Here is a 16,702-nt window from a genome sequence, read left to right on the forward strand (position 1 = left end):
TTAACGCAAAGCCGCGGCCGCCGCATAACGCCTGCGAGCTTTAGCCGTATTCTCAACGGCGGGATCCGCGTCGAAGCTTGATCAGTGTTGCACAGTGATCCTGCGGCGTCCGTAAATTTATTTTCGGCGAATAATATGTGAAAATATCGGGTCTAGGAGTCGCATATGAAATATTCAGTTCTCAGTTGCATAGTTATTTTGTTGTTGCTTGCCGGTGTCGAAAGCGTGTGGGCAAAGCCCGTTACCAAAGCCGAGCGAAAGGCCGCCGTCGAATACCTAAAACATACTAAGAAGCTGTTCCTCGATTCGGTCAAAGGCCTCAGCGACGAGCAGTTAAAATGGAAGGCAGCACCCGATAAATGGTCGGTGTTTGAGGTTTCTGAGCATATCGCCTTGGCCGAATCGTTCCTTTTCGATCTCATCAATGGAGCTGTGATGAAGACTCCGGCAGATGCGAACAAAACGACCGCGGTCACAATGCAGCAGATCATGACGATGGTTCCGGATCGCACCAATAAGTTTCAGGCGCCTGAACCGATCCGACCCGACAAGTCGCCGTGGACGACGATGCCCGACACGATCACGGCATTCAAACAGCGGCGTCAAACGACTATCGATTTCGTCGATAAAGGCAACGGCGACATGCGTGAGCGATTCTATATGAATCCGGCATTTGGAAAAGAGATCGATGCATATCTGTGGATCGCATTTTTGTCGGCGCACACCGAGCGGCACGTAAAACAGATCCTAGAGGTCAAGGCGAACGCGAATTTTCCAAAGAAAAAGGGTTACTAGGCAGTGCATTGGGTGATAACACGAAAGACACTTATTTTAGCCGTCGTTTTGCTCGCTGCCGTTTCGGGTTTTGGCTACTCAAAGCTCGATAAAAATGGCTTTGGGCACTCGGCACCGACGCTCAATTCGGCAGTTAAACTATCGCTTTGGTCCACGTACTACTACGTTCACGAAGCAGAGTACGATGCGAACGGTGTCGCTCTGAACGATGCCGATGGCAAGCCGACCGGCGTAAAACTCGCAAATTGCGACTGGTGCGATGCGGCGATCGAGGGAACGGTGCGCACCACCGACAAGAACGGCAAGCCCGTCACGCTAAACTACGCCACAACGAGCTCAACCCAGCAGTGCGACTGCAACCTTACCTGTCCGAAGTACGCAAAATACGCCAACAAAAAGATCGGCTACACGCTGTGGGCACCGGCTAAAGGCGAATTTGGCGATGGCGTTTCGGGCTACAAACTTGTACCGTTTCGAACGATCGCCGTCGATAAGAAGTTCATCCCGATCGGCTCGCTGATCTTCATTCCGCAGGCCGTTGGAGTCGAGATCACGCTGCCGAACGGTGCTAAGTCCAAACACGACGGATATTTCTTCGCGGCCGACGTCGGCGGCGATATCAAGGCAGATCATATCGACATCTTCTTCGGCCTCAAGGCAAAAAATCCGTTTCCTTTTGTGCAGTCAAAGCCCGAGGGCAAATTCGACGCATATTTGGTCAATGGAATTGCTGCCGAGATCGAGATCGGCAAATTGCACAAATGACTACCCATTGTGAGAGCATTTTGGCTATTACGCAGATGTCGCAATTGTCGGTCATTTCAAAGTAGTCGTTCTGGTCGGTGTCGTCGGTGGCCGTCCGTGAATAGCTCAGGTTCAAGGCTATTTTCCGAGGTCAAGACCCGGTTTTTGAGCTCAAGATCGTCGATCACATCATGTCGGTCAAAGTCGTCGTATCGATCAATTTCTTCCGGGCGGCTCAGCTGGCCCGATTCGGGAGAATTTGCTCAGATCTCAAGCTGCTACTTTCAGTAAAGGTCTAAAAATTAATTGTCGCAGGGCTGCTTTTTATTGTCGCTGGCCCCTGTTTGGATTGTCGCTGACCCATATAAACATTGTCGCTAGGCCCCCTAAAAACTGTTGCAGAACGCCATTTTATAGCATTTTCTCGCTTTTTGTTGATCTATTTGTGGTACGTACCACAATTTGAGCGTGAGGTGAAAAAATACACGTTTGGTTTTCCCAAAAACCGGGCGTTAAGGCATCAAAAGTTCTTGTTGGGTGTTGTCGGGCCGGTGGCCTAATGTCACAAACTACTTGTCGCCGTCGAGGCGAAATTCGCTGTTTGGGATCGGGCTCGGTATTGGTTTGGGAGCATTGTCACCGTACTCGCCGTGTTCGAGAAAGCCGATCTCGGATGGTTTCCAATAGCGGAAAAAGGCTTTGCCGTAGATGTATTTTTCCGGGACGAGTCCCCAGTAGCGCGAGTCGAGCGAATTGTCGCGATTGTCGCCCATTACGAAATAGTGATGGTCCTCGACCTTTTTCGCCGGCCAGCTCGGCAGCGACTGGTTATGTTCGGTGTCGAGATACGATTCCTTGAGCTCGATGCCGTTGATAAAGACGCGGCCGTTGCGGACCTCGACGCTCTCGCCGGGCAGGCCGATGACGCGTTTTACAAAGCTCTTGTCAGGGTCGTTGGGATACCAAAAGACGACGATGTCGCCGCGTTCGATATGGCCCCAACTGATGCTCTGTATCTTGTAATATACGAGCTTATTGACCAGTAGACGCTCGCCGTCATGCAGCTGCGGCAGCATCGAGGTGCCCTCGACAACGACCGGCTGAACAAAGAAAACTCCGAACAAAATAAAGACAACGACGATCAGGAATATGTCGCGCATCAAGCGCAAACCTTCGGACCAAAGGCCCTGCCGGGACTCGCGTTTGAGATGCGTCACCTCGATATCGCGGTCGTCGGCGGCCGAGACGAAACCGAACTCAAATTGGTTTTTGCCCTTAAAATCGAACATAATCAAGCACTATAGACACGCCTTTACCGCTCGGCGTTGGCCCGCCGCTGCTACGTCTTAATAATCCGTCTTTGCCAAGCACTTTGTCAAAAGAATTTTGAATATGAATGAAGCGATCCGTTCCCTATTTCCCGCTGCAAACAAATACACTTACCTCAACAGTGCCGCCGTTTCGCCGATGCCGTTGACCGCGATCGAAGCTGTTAATTTACAGCTCAACGACGTAGCGGCAAACGGCACGGTCAACTTTAACAATTGGATCGATACAAAAGGCAGAGCCCGCAAATTGCTGGCGTCGATGATGAACGTACGCGACGAGCAGGTCGCCTTCATGCGCAATACTTCAGACGGATTCGCGTCGATAGCCGCTGGCTTGCCGTGGAAGGCGGGAGATAACATAGTCAGCTTCGCCGCCGAATTCCCCTCTAACTTCTATCCCTGGCGGCGGATCCGCGATGAATACGGCGTCGAACTGAGGCTCGCTCCCGAACACGGCGGCAGCATCGACCTCGATGAGCTTATCGCGATGATCGACCGCAATACGCGTATCGTCGCGATCAGTGCGGTGCAGTTCGCATCGGGCTTTCGGGCCGATCTGGAACGCATAGGCCGGGCCGCACGTGCCGTTGATGCTTTGTTTTGCGTCGATGTCATTCAGGGCTTAGGCGCTATGCCGTTCGATCTGCCGGCCCAGTTTGTCGATGCCGCTTGTGGTGCAAGCCACAAATGGCTGTGCGCTCCTGAGGGCTGCGGATTTATCTATCTGTCGGACCGGGCGAGGGAGCGTGTGAGTCCGATACTCACGGGCTGGATAAGCGTCGAAACGCCTTGGGACTTTGCCGACCGTGAACAGCCGTTCAAACCGACCGCCTTGGCTTGGGAATCAGGAACCGGATGTGCGTCGCTATTTTACGGCCTCGAACAAAGCCTCAAACTGCTGATAGATGCCGGTGCGTCGAATATCGAATCGCACCTAGCCGAATTGTCCGACCAGCTCTGCGATGGCCTCGGCGGTAAGAATTACGAACTCGTGAGTTCCCGTATAGACGGCGAGCGTTCGCAGATCGTCTGCGTCAAACACCGCGACGGCATTCACCCGAACGCCATTGCCGCTGAGCTCGGGGCCCGAAACGTTATCGTCAGCCCGCGCGGCGACCGGCTGCGTATCGCCCCGCATTTCTACAATAATAGTGGTGATATCGATCGGCTGATCGAGGCTCTGCCCTAGTCGCCAAGAAGACCCTTGGGCACAATGTCCGGAGTAAAACCGTCAAGGTTAAGCCGTGTCATACCGCCGGCGTCGCTGAACGTGGGCATCGAGCGGCGTTTTTGCTCACGAATTCTAAAGAAGACCAATCCGGTGCCGATCCCGGCAAGGATCGAAAACCCAAGCCCCATCGTGATCCAAAGAAGCGTCGAGACAAATACATCAGCGGTCGTATTGATAAATGCCCGCTCTGCTCGACGAAGCAGAAACGGGTCGTCGCCTAGCCATTGCACATTCTTTTCGTACTTGACCTGATCGAGCAATGCACCGGCAGCATCACCGTCGGTCGTATCGAACACGAACACGTTGTAATTGCCGATGCGGCGGTATGTGATGTTTGCGGAAGGGCCAAGCTCAGCGAGACGATCGTTGATCTTGTTGTCAGCGTCGACCGAGCTTTGAGGCGTCGCATATTCGACTATAAGCAATCTCCCGGCATCGTACGGAGCTGTAACGGCCTCAGTGCCCGCAGAAAAATCGATAAGGTCAAACACCGGACGCTCGCCCAGAGCCTGTTTGAGGGAATTGACGTCCCGTATAAAGGTCAATGTCGATCGATACGACTCCCAATCGGGAAGATGTTTGATGAGAACGGGAATGCCGTCACTTTCGGATACTTCCTGGCTCTTGTAGGGGTTGGCTGCTTGAGAAAAGGCCGGAACGGCCACGAGCAGCAAGGAAACGAACGCAAACGCAAACCTTTTCGGCACAATACCTATTATTTCTCTCAACATTACAATTACTCCGCGACCGGTGCCAGACGGTTTGTAGATTCTAGCATTTTTCGCCGCGAAAAACGCGCCTTACGCTTTAGGGTAATCGGAGCGCACCAAATCGTATACGATTTGACGCACACGCCGGATCAAGTACGAGACGCATCTGGAATTGGATGAAATGCGAATAGAGAAGTATGCCCGTAAAAACTTGCTCAGATCGCAGTTTTTACTATGGGATCAACGCCATTTGTACGGTCGCGAACAGTCTGGCACGGCAATTGAAATGTATGCTGATCGTGGGGGGAATCACAATGACTACTGAAACATTAACTTACCCGGTTTTTCATAGCGAGCAAGGTATCGAGTCGGATGTAGTGAAATTCAATTCGAATGTTGCCATCGGCGACATTACGAAGGCCGCTGACCTGGAACTTGCCAAGGTAGCCGCACGCGGCGACATGGGGGCCTTCGAAGAGATCTATAAACGCCATCATCGGCGCGTCTATTCGATCTGCCTTAGAATGCTGCAGAACGCCTCTGAGGCCGAAGATCTGACGCAGGATGTATTTATCCAGCTTTATCGCAAGATCGGCAGTTTTCGCGGCGACTCGGCCTTTACGACGTGGCTGCACCGGATGACGGTTAACCAGGTACTGATGCACTTCCGTAAGCGAACCGTGAAATACGAAAAGGTCACGGACGAAGGTGAAACTCCGGATCAGGTCGTAACCGGAACGCTAAATCCGCAGCGGATGCAGATCGTCGATAAGATCGCCCTCGAGAACGCGATCGCTCAACTGCCGGATGGTTACAAGAATGTATTTGTCCTCCACGATGTCGAAGGGTTTGAGCACGAAGAGGTCGCCAGAATTCTCGGCTGCTCGGTCGGCACATCGAAATCACAGCTTCACAAGGCACGCCTCAAGCTGCAGAAGCTGCTCAAAAAGAAGGCGAATCCGCGTCTTATCGGTTTGAGCGTCTAGTAAAATAGCAATATTAACTATAAAGGGCTGCAAAATTTGCAGCCCTTTGTTTATTTATTGATGTCTTAAAACTTGACGCTTCTATAACCACTTTTCGTCGATCACAATATTCCGCCCGGATAGCTCCGCGACAAATTTTTCGGGGTCGATAGCCTTTTCTTGCGGCGTCGCACCGCGAGATAGAACGTCGCCGCGGGCCATCATCTGAGCGATGATCGAAGCAGGAAAAGCTGTTGTACGCATCATAGCGCTCAGACCGGTTGCCGGATCGAACTTATCAACTATATCGAAGCGAAGGGTTTTTGACACGTCATTATTGGTGCCGACGAGATCGAGTCGTACCAAAACATAGTCCGGACCGTCAGCGGGTAAATGCATTTGCAGTAAATTGCCAAAGACCTTCCTCGGCTTCACCTTTTGAAAATCGACCAAGATCTCGTCGCTTGAACAAAGTCCGAGATCCATCATCGTCTTAAATTTCTCGCTGTGCCCGACGTATCGGATTGTCTTGTAATCGAGTTCGTTGATCTTGCCGAGGAACGAATCGGGTAGCGTCGAGGTGCCGCCGCTGGTCTGGAAAGCCTCGAGCGGCGGAAAGCCGTCAAACGAAAGTTCTTCGATCTCGGTCATAGAATCGACCTCGGTGATAACGCCATTGCGGATCACACGGGCCGACTCAAGATATTCATTTATAAGGCCTTCGACCGAGAAAACGAGCTGATAATTGAGCGGCGGCTGTGGGTCTTGTGGTAAGCCGCCGACGCGGATATGGATCTCATCTAATTGATCGAAACGGGCAGCACCGTACATTGCCAGTATCGATACCATGCCGGGAGCTAGGCCGCAGTCGGGGATGATGTTGATGCCGGCAGCCTTGGCTTCATCGTCAAGGGCAAGTTGTTCGTCGACGATGTAATTATTTCCGCCGAGGTCGCAGAAATTTGTTTGGGTCTCAATCGCAGCTTTTGAAAGTGCGGCGTTGTACCAGTAATTGACACACGAGATCGCCGAATCGCAGCCGCGCATCAGATCAGCAACGTCCGAAATATTCGACGCATCGACATGATGGGCGACAACGCGGTCACTACCGACAGAAGCAGCCACAGCCTCCGCCTTATCAATGTCAAAATCGGCCACCGTGACCGACTCGACTCCCGGCGAATTGTGGATAAGGTCAAAAACGGCACCGTGTCCCATTCGCCCGGCTCCGAGTACGAGAATTTTCATGTTAATAAAATATACTAGGCAATTGGCCAAAGCCTTCCGGCATACACAATAGGAATCCAGGGCAGTGATTGCATACCGCCAACTGCGCTCTGCCGCTTGACCTTACCATTCATCCAGCGGTTCGGGCTCCTGCGCGGCGATGATGCCGCCGGCGTATTCCCAAACCTTTTTCTTCCAAAGCCTCATTCCGTCGATAAGTTGCAGGGCGGCCTGCGGATGGGCAGCGTTTCGTTCGAGCCGGATGACCGATGCTACGACGGTTACCTCGTCGTCAGGATTCTCGGTAACGGTAAGTTGGACCTTACCACCGACAAGCGGCAGGTTGCGCGGCAGATATACAAGCGTACCCTGCGGGCCCACGTTTTAGGTCAGGCCTTCCTGTACGACCTCTTTACCGCTCGCATCTTTCCATCGCAAACGGATAGGAAATGAGACCATATGCCGTGCCCCGCCGCGTCTTTCATCCATACATTTGTCCTTCCAAAAAATCGCTGAAAACCAAAGGTGAACCGTCTCGAAATATACGCCTATGTTGCCCCTAAAGTCTACCAAAATCGAAAAAAATTGACACGCGTAAGCGCCTTACAATTCAGCAATTGCATATAGAATAAGGGCTTGCGGTTTTTGGCGGGGTGGACAAGATTGTGCGAGGATGCTAACATACCAATATGTTTCGGCATTGTAGGAAACTACGGAGCACGAGAACAGGTGGAAATAAGTCCGCCGAAACAGTCTTCGTTGCGTGGCGATAGTGGCTGATGACCCAAATCTCAGACACTATTTTTGCGTTTAGACGAGGTACGATTTACCGGAGAATTAAGAATGAAAAATCTCGTTAGAGGAGGCGCGATCCTGTCAATGTTGACTCTGTTCGTCGTATTTATGTACGCACAGGCCCCGACAGAATCCACTCTCGCTATAGCGAATGATTCGCAAGCTAAAATTGAAACTACTATTACTGAAACTATCGTAGAAACGGCACAGCAGCAGGACGAAAAGAAGAAGCTGGTCAAGAAGACAGTTTCGACAAAAGCGACGGGTGCCGGAGCTAGCCGCGGAGCATTTTCCGCAACTGCATATTGCTTTTCGGGCCGCACGGCAATGGGACATCCCGTCCGCCGCGGTTTGATCGCAGCCGATCCCAGGGTGTTAAAGCTCGGTTCGCGTGTATATGTCAGTGCAGGTGCCTGGAGCGGGACGTATCTCGTGTCAGATACAGGCGGTGCCATTAAAGGCAAAAAGATCGACATCTGGGTTCCCGGTTGCGGTGAAGCCAGAAAATTTGGCCGACGATCTGTTCAAATCTTTTCAGCTCAATAATTAACACAATAATTTAATAAAATGATAATTGGCCGTTCCATCATGATGGAGCGGCTTTTTTGGGGTCCTTGGTGACGGATCTTGCTCGATTCGATGGTAAGAACTTCGATCGCTCATCTTTTAAAACTCGCCGCGTGGATGTCGCGGCGACGAGGGAAATGCAGCAGGGTGCCGATAATTCCGAGAACCGACAGAACGAAAAAGTACTGAAATTCAAAGGCAAATGCGACCAGCAGGCCAAAGAGCGAACTGAGCTCGCAAAATGCACAACCGAAGATCATCGCCGTCTGAACAAGGCCGACATTGCCAGTCGCGATCGCCTGTCCGGTAAATCGCTGTCGAAGTGTGAACGATACGATAAACATTACCAGCGACAAGACGCCTATTGTTCCAATCTCAACCGCAAAATCTCCAAACAGCGGCCTACTTACTTTAAACCGAAAAAGCTCCGGCTTGGCGAAAAATACAATAACCGGAAAAAATATCTGCGACATCACGAGTGCCGCCCAGATCGTCATCATTGTCTTGAATGCCGCTTCGGGATTGGTATTTTCGTTTTGCATTGCGAAGATTTTACCGCGAAACATCCCAAAAGCACGAAATTTTTTCGCTATTCCGTCGCGTCGAGTTCTTCTTCGAGGAGTTGGCGTTCGTAGAGGTCGGCGTATTCGCCATCGAAGGCGAGGAGTTCGTCGTGTGTGCCGCGTTCTATTATTCTACCGCCGGCGAGAACACAGATGAGGTCTGCGTCACGAATGGTCGAGACTCGGTGCGAGACAATGAGCGTCGTGCGACCCGAGCGGACACTGCGGAGGTTTTTGAGGATCGTCTCTTCCGTATAAGTATCGACTGCAGAGAGCGAATCGTCGAGGATCAATATTCGCGGATCCCGAATTATAGCTCGTGCGATAGCGGTGCGCTGTTTTTGGCCGCCTGAGAGCGTAATACCGCGTTCGCCGACGAGTTGTTCGTAGCCGCCCGGAAATTCGTTAATGTCATCGGCAAGGCCGGCAATCTTGGCCGCGTTCTCGACGCTCGATTGAGAATTGAGAGTTGAGGATTGGGAATCGGAGTCAGTATTCTCAATTTTCCATTCGTTACTCTGCATTCCAAACGCGATATTGGCAGCTAGCGTGTCGCTGAAAAGGAATGTTTCCTGTGGAACGAAGCCGATGGCTTTTCTCAGTTGTATGATCGGATACTCGCGAACACTCCGACCGTCGATAAGGACACTGCCATCGGAGGTGTCGAGCAGTCGGGGAATAAGACTTACCAACGTCGATTTACCGCTGCCGGTCTTGCCCACGAGTGCGACCGTCTTGCCTTGTTCGATCTTTAGATCGATGTTTTGCAGGACCGGCTTGCCGTTGTAGGAGAGGTTCAGATCGCGAAATTCAATATCACCTTTGATCGGCGTTTGTTCCCGCACATGATCGGCGTCGCGTATGCCGGGTTCGGCTTCGAGGATAGCGTTGAAGCGTTTCAAAGAAGCAGTGCCACGTTGCCACAAATTGACGACATAGCCGAGAGCGATAAGATACCAGATCATCCGCTGAAGATAGAGCATAAAAGCTGTAAAATCACCGGCAGATATCTCGCCGCGAACAGCCATCGGCACGCCAACGGCAACGATGATCACAAAGCCCAAGCCTATAAAAAAGAAGAGCAGCGGACGCATCGCAGCGGCGTATTTTACTAGCTTGAGATTTTGGCTTGCATATTCGCGGTTGAGAGTTTGAAATTGTTCGATCTCAGATTCTTCGCGGGCGTAAGCACGGATCACGCGGACGCCCGTCAGGTTTTCCTGTGTTCTCGCAGTAATGTCGCTAAAAAATCCTTGGATCTTTTCGAATCGAGTGTGGATCTGAGCTCCAAGATACTTTACTGTCAGGCTCACCAGCGGCATCGGGATAAGTAGCAGCAAAGTGAGCTTGACCGATATATTGAGCATTATCGGCAAGCTTATGCACAGTGCAAAAATGGCCTGAAAGCTATACAAGATCATCGGTCCGACGATCTGTCGAATGGCGGCCAGGTCGTTGGTCGCACGAGCCATGAGGTCGCCGACGCGGTTTGACTGGAAATATTCGAGAGGCTGATCGACAAGCGAAGCATAAAAATCGCGGCGCATGTCGAATTCAATATGCCTTGAGGTGTTGATAAGCAACCGCCGCTGCAAAAATAGAAATACGCCGCTAATCAGATTGATACCTAGGATAACAAGGGGATAATAGATAATCTTGTCGCGTGTCACGCCTTGACCGAGATCGTCAACTGCCTGCCCGACCATATATGGAACAAACAGCCCAAAAGCCATTGAGCACAAAATGAAAAAAATGCCGAGAATGATAAGCCATTTGTATGGACTGAAATAGACGGCAAATTTGCGAAGTTGTTCCATTCTATTAGTCGATGAAGCAAGGATAGTCTAGGAGGTCTGGGAATTTTGAGAAGAGTGAATCTTCTTTAATAGGCTTCCCCGACTGACCGAACTTCCAAGACTTCGCCTATACTCTTGTGTACGTCGAGAGTCCCGTAGCAATGTGTTTGCCGTGTTCGTTCACGACGTCGGCGGAGACGGTGAAAATGCGTTTGCCGGCACGCACAACATTGGCAGTGCAGGTGAATGTACCGGTCAGATGCGGACGTAGGTAGTGTATCGTGAGGTCAATAGTGGCCGTCGCCTCGGTCATTGGGATTCGCGTCCGTACCGCAAATGCCATCGCCGTGTCGATCAATGTTGCGGTCACGCCGCCGTGCAAAACACCGCTCGGCTGCCGCAGATCGTCACGCATCTCGATACTGATAACAGCCTTGTCGATCTCGAGTTCGACGAGTTCCATTCCAATAAGTTTTGAAAACGGCAAACTATGCAGTGCGTTTGCCGCAAAGGCCCGCTGCTCGTCAGTGATCTCGTGTCTCGTTTCCTTATCGCTCATTAATTGGTCTTTGGAGTTCCGCTAAGTGTTTTTTTCATCAATTCCAAATCAACCTGTTTGAAACCGGCCGGAATTGTAAGCAGCTTTTCGTCCACGTCGGTCTTGATCCCATTTAACGTTACAGTCATTTCAAGAATGCGGTTGGCACCATCGACCGTGTAAATCTCTTTCTTAACCGGAAAACCGGCATTTTCATCGAAGCTTATTATCGCCTCCTTTCCTTTGTCGATATCGGAGGTCACTTTGTATTTGGTAATGCCGTTGTCGGTCGTTTGCTTTTCGAATATGCCTTTGGTCTGGTTGTTGAGCATGCCTCGGGTGATCTCGTTGATCATATTTTCGCGTTCGTCAAACCCGTGGCTGGAGCCATAGACGGCGTAAGTCTTGTTTACGAATGCGATCACGTAATCCTTATCTGTGTGCAGGCTCGTGACCTGATTCACCTCTCCATATGCCGAATCGATCCGCCACTTTTCACCGCTGCGGATGGCGAAGAATTTCTCGGTTCCTGTCGGCGATGTTTGCCAGATCTCAAACTGATATTTCTCCGGCTCTTTGTTCGAATAAGGCGGTTCGGTCTTTGACGCTTCGACTAACTGCGTGTTTGACATCTCGCCCGTCGAGACAGTTTTGCAGGCTTGAGCAACGAGCATTGCGAATGCTGCGACGAGGAAATATTTTGCAAATTTTGAAAGGTACATTTTTTTGATTTTATCACGGCGGCGGCAGAACGGAATTTTGCCGTTGCCGGAAATTATTTGTCTGCCTTCGGTGTCGGTGTACGAAACTCGCTCTTACCGACCTTTCTGAGGCCTGCCGGAAGCCTAAAAATATCTTCGTCTACGTCCAGCTTGAGGTTGCGTATCTCGAAGATCAAATTTGGGGCTGGCTCCGAGCCCTCGACCATTGAAGCGATAAATTCCTGACGCACCATGAGACCGCTAGCCTTATCAACAGAAACGAGTATTTCGCCTTTCGACGTGTCTGTGTTCTTGACCCGATATCTCGTGATGCTGCCGTCGTGACCGGTTTCTTCGAACGCGGTGTACTCTTTACCCGCAAAAAATCCGTTTGTAGCATCAAATACCGGCACCGAATTGAGGGCACCCGAAGCGATCGATTCCTCGGTGTATATCTTTCGTGCGGGATCGATGTTGTATATTTTGTCTGTAACGATCTGCGTCGAAGATATGTCACTTCCCTCAAAAAGATCGATTCGCGAGCTATCTCCCTTTCTTGCTCGAAAGAAATGTTCTTCCGTTGTGCCGATTGTCACCACAAAATCGCCCTGATAAGTTTCGGGCTCTTTGGTCGAGAATGGGAATTCGCTCTTTATTTCACTAGCAATAGGTGTGTTTGAATTTGAATTCGCGGGAATTCCGCTACACGCCTGGAATATCGGAACTATCAAGATCAAAAGGAGGAAATGTCGGTGCAGATTTGACAAAAACATTGGAGTCTTTAAATTTTAACATAACGGTGGATACGAACAATAATAACGACAATTTACGCCGACTTCAGCGGAAATATCTGCTCGGGGCGGCAGCGATCATCCCGATCTCCCCGTTTTTGTATATTCAGGGCCAGATCACACGTTGGAAAGTCGGCCTACTTCCTGACGCGGCGGGCAGCAAGCATGGAAAATATGGTGAAGGCGACAACGCGGCAAAGCTCTATGTGATCGGCGAATCGACAGTCGCCGGTCTCGGAGCCAGAACACATGAAGTGGCTCTCGCCGGACAATTTGCTAAGTATTTAAGCCTGCACAAAAATCGTCCTGTCGAATGGAAAGTGCTGGGCAAAAATGGCGTTACGGCCCGCCGGACGATCAACGAACTCGTCCCTCATATGCCGGATGAAAAGTTCGATTACATTCTCCTCGGCATCGGCGGAAACGATGTGATGAGGCTCTCCAGCCCGCGAAAATGGCGCAGCGATATGATCGAGCTGATCGGTATCGTTCGCCATAAGAATCCCGACGCTGTCATATTCATCTCAAACTGCCCGATGATCGTCCTATCGCCAATCATGCCTGAGCCGGTGAAGACCATTCTCTGGACGTTATCACAAATGCACGACGCGAATATTCGTGAATTCACGCGTGATATGGATCGCGTCTTCTATTATCCGCAGCCCGTCGATGTGCCCGCCGAAGGATTCTTCGAAGACGGCATTCACCCGTCAGAACAGGGCTATCGCGACTGGGCCGAGGCAATGATCAGGCACTTTGCCGCCAATCATGAATGGTGAACATTGACGATATTTGTGCGTTCCTCGACGGCCATCACGAATGGCTGTTGGTTCGCGAATTCGACAAGACCTTTCCGCTCGACCGCACTGAGATCGAAGTTGGAGTCGATGGTGATAAGACCATGTTCGGATTTCTCGACGACAATGGTTTTCACTCATGGAGGTTGAACGACGCAACGCTTTCAAATAACGAGATCTCGCTCGATGTTGCCGGTGCTTTTGGACGGAAACGCGAAACGATCAGGCTTGTTCCGCGAGTCGCCGCGGCCGAGATCGCTGCTGAGATCGAGATCGCTAGGCTAAAGATGGCGAATGAGATCGCCGCAATGATCGAGCCGAGTTTCCCGGGAACCAAACTCGGCCGCGTCGCCTTAAATGTCGAAACCGGCCGTCTTGCTCAGATCCAATTCGAAACGATCGATAAGATCCCGATGGCGGCGATCGCCGATATTACCGGCAAGCTTACAAGCGAAGCCGTCATGACCGCCGCGATGCTTTGGCTCGAAAAATTAGGCTCGCGAAAGAAAAAACCGGTCCTCGATATCTGGATAATATGCGAAAAACGCAGTTCGCGAAACACCCAAAAACTCCACACTCTGCTCACCGAAAAATGGAAGGCCAAGATCACAGTATTAGAGATCGACCGAAAGCTCGATCCGCCGCGGCTGATAGAATTGCCAAAACGCAAGATCCGCGATCTATGGCGTGAAAAGGCCAGAAAACTTGTCATACCGGCAGATCCGATGCCGAGCGAAACTGCACGAAAGATTATCGATCTTGCTCCGGAAAAGATCGACATTATCTACTCGAAACAGGGCGAGACACTGCGGTTCATGGGCCTGCCGTTTGGCCGTGTAAGATCGATCATGGGAGAGGAAAAGGCCTGGTTCGGTGTCGGCACAAATCGGTCGATCCTGGGTCACGATAATGCTGACAGGCTCAGGAATTTAGTCGCAGAACTCACACTTAACCGCTCGCCCGATCCGCCGAATAAACGCCACGAGTTCTTTCGAACGGCTCCCGAAGCTTGGCTCGAATCGATCCTTCGCCGCAATATCAAATTGCTCGACGGTAATGTGATCTTGTCACCGATCTATAATCAGTTTCGCTCGTCGAATGACAAGATCGACCTGCTCGCACTCCGATGTGACGGTCGTTTGGTAATAATCGAACTCAAGACGCAGCCCGACCGCGAAATGGTCTTTCAGGCAGCGGACTATTGGCGAAAGATAGAATTACAGCGTCGGCGGGGACTGCTTGCCGAAGCAAATTTGTTTGGCGGCATGGAGATAATGGACAAACCCGCACTCGTCTACCTCACCGCTCCGGCGTGGAGCTTTCATCGAGATTTTGAGTTTTTTGCTAAAGCAGTTTCACCCGAGATCGAACTTTGGCGGTTTGAACTGCACGAACATTGGCGTGAAGCGATCCGGGTGGTTGGGCGAATGGGCACATCGGAATAGACATATAGTGGCTGCGAAAAGGCAAAGAAGACGCAAAATCAGGCTTCATAATCTGCGTCTTTTATGCCTTTTCGCGGCAATTAGCTCTTGTCTTGTACAAATTTGTAACCGATGCCGCGGACGGTCTGGACGATCTTTGGGTTGTTTGGTTCGTTTTCGAGATGGCGGCGGAGGCGGACGATGAAATTGTCGATGGCTCGGGTGTCGGTGTCTTCCTGCAGGTCCCAGACCTCTTCGAGGATCACCTTTCGCGACACCGCACGGCCCTCGTGCTCGATCAAGTAACTCAACAGTTTCGCTTCCATCAGCGTAATGTGGATCAGTTCTTCGCCGTTGCGGAGTTCCAGATTTTCGAAGTCGATCGTACGTCCGTTAACGGTTACTACACTCGCGATGTCCTTTGATTTGGTATCCGATTCTAACCATTGCCTGCGGCGAAGGAGGCCCTTCAAACGAGCGAGGAATATCTCCAAGTCGAACGGCTTAGCGAGGTAATCATCAGTTCCGGCCTCAAAACCCAGCAAAACATCCTCGGGCCGGCCGCGAGCAGTCAGCATCAGTATCGGTGTGTAATCTCCTCGGGAACGCATTGTTCGGGCAACATCAAATCCGTCGATCCCGGGCATCATGACATCGAGCACGACAGCGTCGAATTTCGCGGCCTCGAGCCATTTGACCGCAATTTCCCCATCCTCAGCGATCTCGGCCTGAAACCCCTCGGCCTCGAGGTTGAACCGAAGGCCGTCGGCCAAATGTTGTTCATCTTCGACAATGAGAATTTTCATATTCGAACAGAAATTAAACTTTCGGCAACCGTACAATTATCGTGGTTCCGAGACCTTCACCCTTGCTTTCGGCACGCACAGTGCCGCCGTGCTTTGCGACAATTGACTCGACGATAGCGAGCCCGAGCCCGGTTCCTTTTGTTGTCGACGATGTGGAATTCTGGGCACGGTAGAATCGTTTGAATACACGTTTCAGATCGCTGCGTGCCATGCCGATACCATTGTCGCGGACAAATATCTCTGCCTTTTTTGGCCTAGCACTACGAAGCTTTATGGTAATTTTGGGCCCGTCGGGAGAATATTTTATCGCGTTGTCGATCAGATTGGCGATGGCCGTTTGGAGTTCGGCACGATCGCCCATGATCTCGATCTTCTCATTCGGCGGCGAAAATCTTATCGCGGAGTCATCCAGATGGCGACGCACAACGGTCGCCCGGATAGTCTCGCTGATCAGATCACCTAGATCTATCTCGGCGAGATTCATCAGACGCTGCTTCTCACGCGTGCGACTCGCCTGCAGCACTTGCTCAACAGTGCCGAGAAGGCGGGCATTGTCGTCGAGCATGATGTCATAAAATTCGAGCTGTTTCTCACGCGGAAGGTCACGTGCCTTGAGCGTTTCGAGATATAGCTTGATCGAAGCGATCGGCGTTTTTAGTTCATGTGTAACAGCGTTTAGAAAAGCATCGTGCTGTTCGTTGCGGCGGATTTCGCGAACCAGGAAGATCGTATTGAGGATCAAGCCCGTGATGATCAATAAAAAAAAGACCACTCCAAACACAAGCAGAGCGACCTCACGCAGACTCAAGATGACCCAGCCTATATTCAGAGCAACCGCCAGCACCGAAAGACAGATGCCTAGGATAAGAAAGAATATTGCGGTTTTACGTCGGCGCATCACGTAGCGTTATTATTTCACAGCTT

At 51.2% G+C, this 16,702-nt stretch carries 18 protein-coding genes; 7 read left to right on the plus strand and 11 right to left on the minus strand.

All coding sequences use genetic code 11. The annotated features are described in order from the left end of the window. Window positions 1–165: 165 nt before the first annotated feature. Both IPK01_03255 and IPK01_03260 read left to right on the plus strand, forming a co-directional pair. Window positions 166–795, plus strand: coding sequence for a DinB family protein (locus IPK01_03255; protein MBK7932514.1), 630 nt, complete (start codon window positions 166–168; stop codon window positions 793–795). 12 nt (window positions 796–807) lie between these two features. Beyond that, window positions 808–1,560 (plus strand): hypothetical protein, encoded by a 753-nt coding sequence (locus IPK01_03260; GenBank protein ID MBK7932515.1) that lies wholly within the window; start codon window positions 808–810, stop codon window positions 1,558–1,560. A gap of 548 nt (window positions 1,561–2,108) precedes the next feature. On the opposite strand, the gene lepB is transcribed toward IPK01_03260, so the two are convergent. Beyond that, window positions 2,109–2,828 (minus strand): signal peptidase I, encoded by a 720-nt coding sequence (lepB, locus tag IPK01_03265; GenBank protein ID MBK7932516.1) that lies wholly within the window; start codon window positions 2,826–2,828, stop codon window positions 2,109–2,111. 103 nt (window positions 2,829–2,931) lie between these two features. Between lepB and IPK01_03270 the strand changes: the two genes are divergently transcribed. Beyond that, entirely contained in the window at window positions 2,932–4,056 is a 1,125-nt protein-coding gene (locus IPK01_03270) for an aminotransferase class V-fold PLP-dependent enzyme (GenBank protein MBK7932517.1), read from the plus strand. Here the strand turns inward: IPK01_03270 and IPK01_03275 are convergent. Further along, a complete protein-coding gene (locus IPK01_03275; protein MBK7932518.1) occupies window positions 4,053–4,829 on the minus strand; it encodes a hypothetical protein in 777 nt (258 codons plus the stop codon). The genes IPK01_03270 and IPK01_03275 overlap by 4 nt on opposite strands. A gap of 293 nt (window positions 4,830–5,122) precedes the next feature. Between IPK01_03275 and IPK01_03280 the strand changes: the two genes are divergently transcribed. Further along, window positions 5,123–5,794 carry an RNA polymerase sigma factor gene (locus IPK01_03280; protein ID MBK7932519.1) on the plus strand — a complete coding sequence of 224 codons (672 nt, stop codon included), beginning with the start codon at window positions 5,123–5,125 and terminating at the stop codon, window positions 5,792–5,794. 81 nt (window positions 5,795–5,875) lie between these two features. Here the strand turns inward: IPK01_03280 and IPK01_03285 are convergent, their stop codons facing one another. Then, window positions 5,876–7,021 carry a saccharopine dehydrogenase NADP-binding domain-containing protein gene (locus IPK01_03285; protein MBK7932520.1) on the minus strand — a complete coding sequence of 382 codons (1,146 nt, stop codon included), beginning with the start codon at window positions 7,019–7,021 and terminating at the stop codon, window positions 5,876–5,878. A gap of 102 nt (window positions 7,022–7,123) precedes the next feature. Next, complete coding sequence (locus tag IPK01_03290; GenBank protein MBK7932521.1) at window positions 7,124–7,381, minus strand: hypothetical protein; 258 nt, start codon at window positions 7,379–7,381, stop codon at window positions 7,124–7,126. Between the two features lie 462 nt (window positions 7,382–7,843). On the opposite strand from IPK01_03290, the gene IPK01_03295 reads away from it, so the two are divergent. Then, window positions 7,844–8,341 (plus strand): 3D domain-containing protein, encoded by a 498-nt coding sequence (locus IPK01_03295; protein MBK7932522.1) that lies wholly within the window; start codon window positions 7,844–7,846, stop codon window positions 8,339–8,341. Between the two features lie 113 nt (window positions 8,342–8,454). Here IPK01_03295 and IPK01_03300 read toward each other — a convergent pair whose 3' ends face one another. The 5 genes from IPK01_03300 to IPK01_03320 all read right to left on the minus strand — a co-directional run bounded on the left by IPK01_03300 (window position 8,455) and on the right by IPK01_03320 (window position 12,697). Further along, entirely contained in the window at window positions 8,455–8,904 is a 450-nt protein-coding gene (locus tag IPK01_03300; protein MBK7932523.1) for a hypothetical protein, read from the minus strand. 47 nt (window positions 8,905–8,951) lie between these two features. Further along, window positions 8,952–10,742, minus strand: a complete 1,791-nt coding sequence (locus IPK01_03305) for an ABC transporter ATP-binding protein (GenBank protein MBK7932524.1) — start codon at window positions 10,740–10,742, stop codon at window positions 8,952–8,954. 106 nt (window positions 10,743–10,848) lie between these two features. Further along, entirely contained in the window at window positions 10,849–11,280 is a 432-nt protein-coding gene (locus IPK01_03310) for a PaaI family thioesterase (GenBank protein ID MBK7932525.1), read from the minus strand. Continuing rightward, window positions 11,280–11,981: a hypothetical protein gene (locus IPK01_03315; protein MBK7932526.1), complete on the minus strand. Its 702-nt coding sequence runs from the start codon at window positions 11,979–11,981 to the stop codon at window positions 11,280–11,282. Before IPK01_03315 ends, IPK01_03310 begins: the two co-directional genes overlap by 1 nt. A 53-nt stretch (window positions 11,982–12,034) precedes the next feature. Continuing rightward, a complete protein-coding gene (locus IPK01_03320; protein ID MBK7932527.1) occupies window positions 12,035–12,697 on the minus strand; it encodes a hypothetical protein in 663 nt (220 codons plus the stop codon). 62 nt (window positions 12,698–12,759) lie between these two features. On the opposite strand from IPK01_03320, the gene IPK01_03325 reads away from it, so the two are divergent. After that, window positions 12,760–13,530, plus strand: coding sequence for an SGNH/GDSL hydrolase family protein (locus IPK01_03325; GenBank protein MBK7932528.1), 771 nt, complete (start codon window positions 12,760–12,762; stop codon window positions 13,528–13,530). Continuing rightward, window positions 13,524–14,993, plus strand: coding sequence for a hypothetical protein (locus tag IPK01_03330; GenBank protein MBK7932529.1), 1,470 nt, complete (start codon window positions 13,524–13,526; stop codon window positions 14,991–14,993). Before IPK01_03325 ends, IPK01_03330 begins: the two co-directional genes overlap by 7 nt. Before the next feature lie 80 nt (window positions 14,994–15,073). On the opposite strand, the gene IPK01_03335 is transcribed toward IPK01_03330, so the two are convergent. Both IPK01_03335 and IPK01_03340 read right to left on the minus strand, forming a co-directional pair. Next, window positions 15,074–15,778, minus strand: a complete 705-nt coding sequence (locus IPK01_03335) for a response regulator transcription factor (GenBank protein ID MBK7932530.1) — start codon at window positions 15,776–15,778, stop codon at window positions 15,074–15,076. A gap of 13 nt (window positions 15,779–15,791) precedes the next feature. After that, entirely contained in the window at window positions 15,792–16,676 is an 885-nt protein-coding gene (locus IPK01_03340; GenBank protein ID MBK7932531.1) for a HAMP domain-containing histidine kinase, read from the minus strand. Window positions 16,677–16,702 lie beyond the last annotated feature (26 nt).

Source organism: Acidobacteriota bacterium, assembly GCA_016713675.1.
GTDB lineage: Bacteria > Acidobacteriota > Blastocatellia > Pyrinomonadales > Pyrinomonadaceae > OLB17.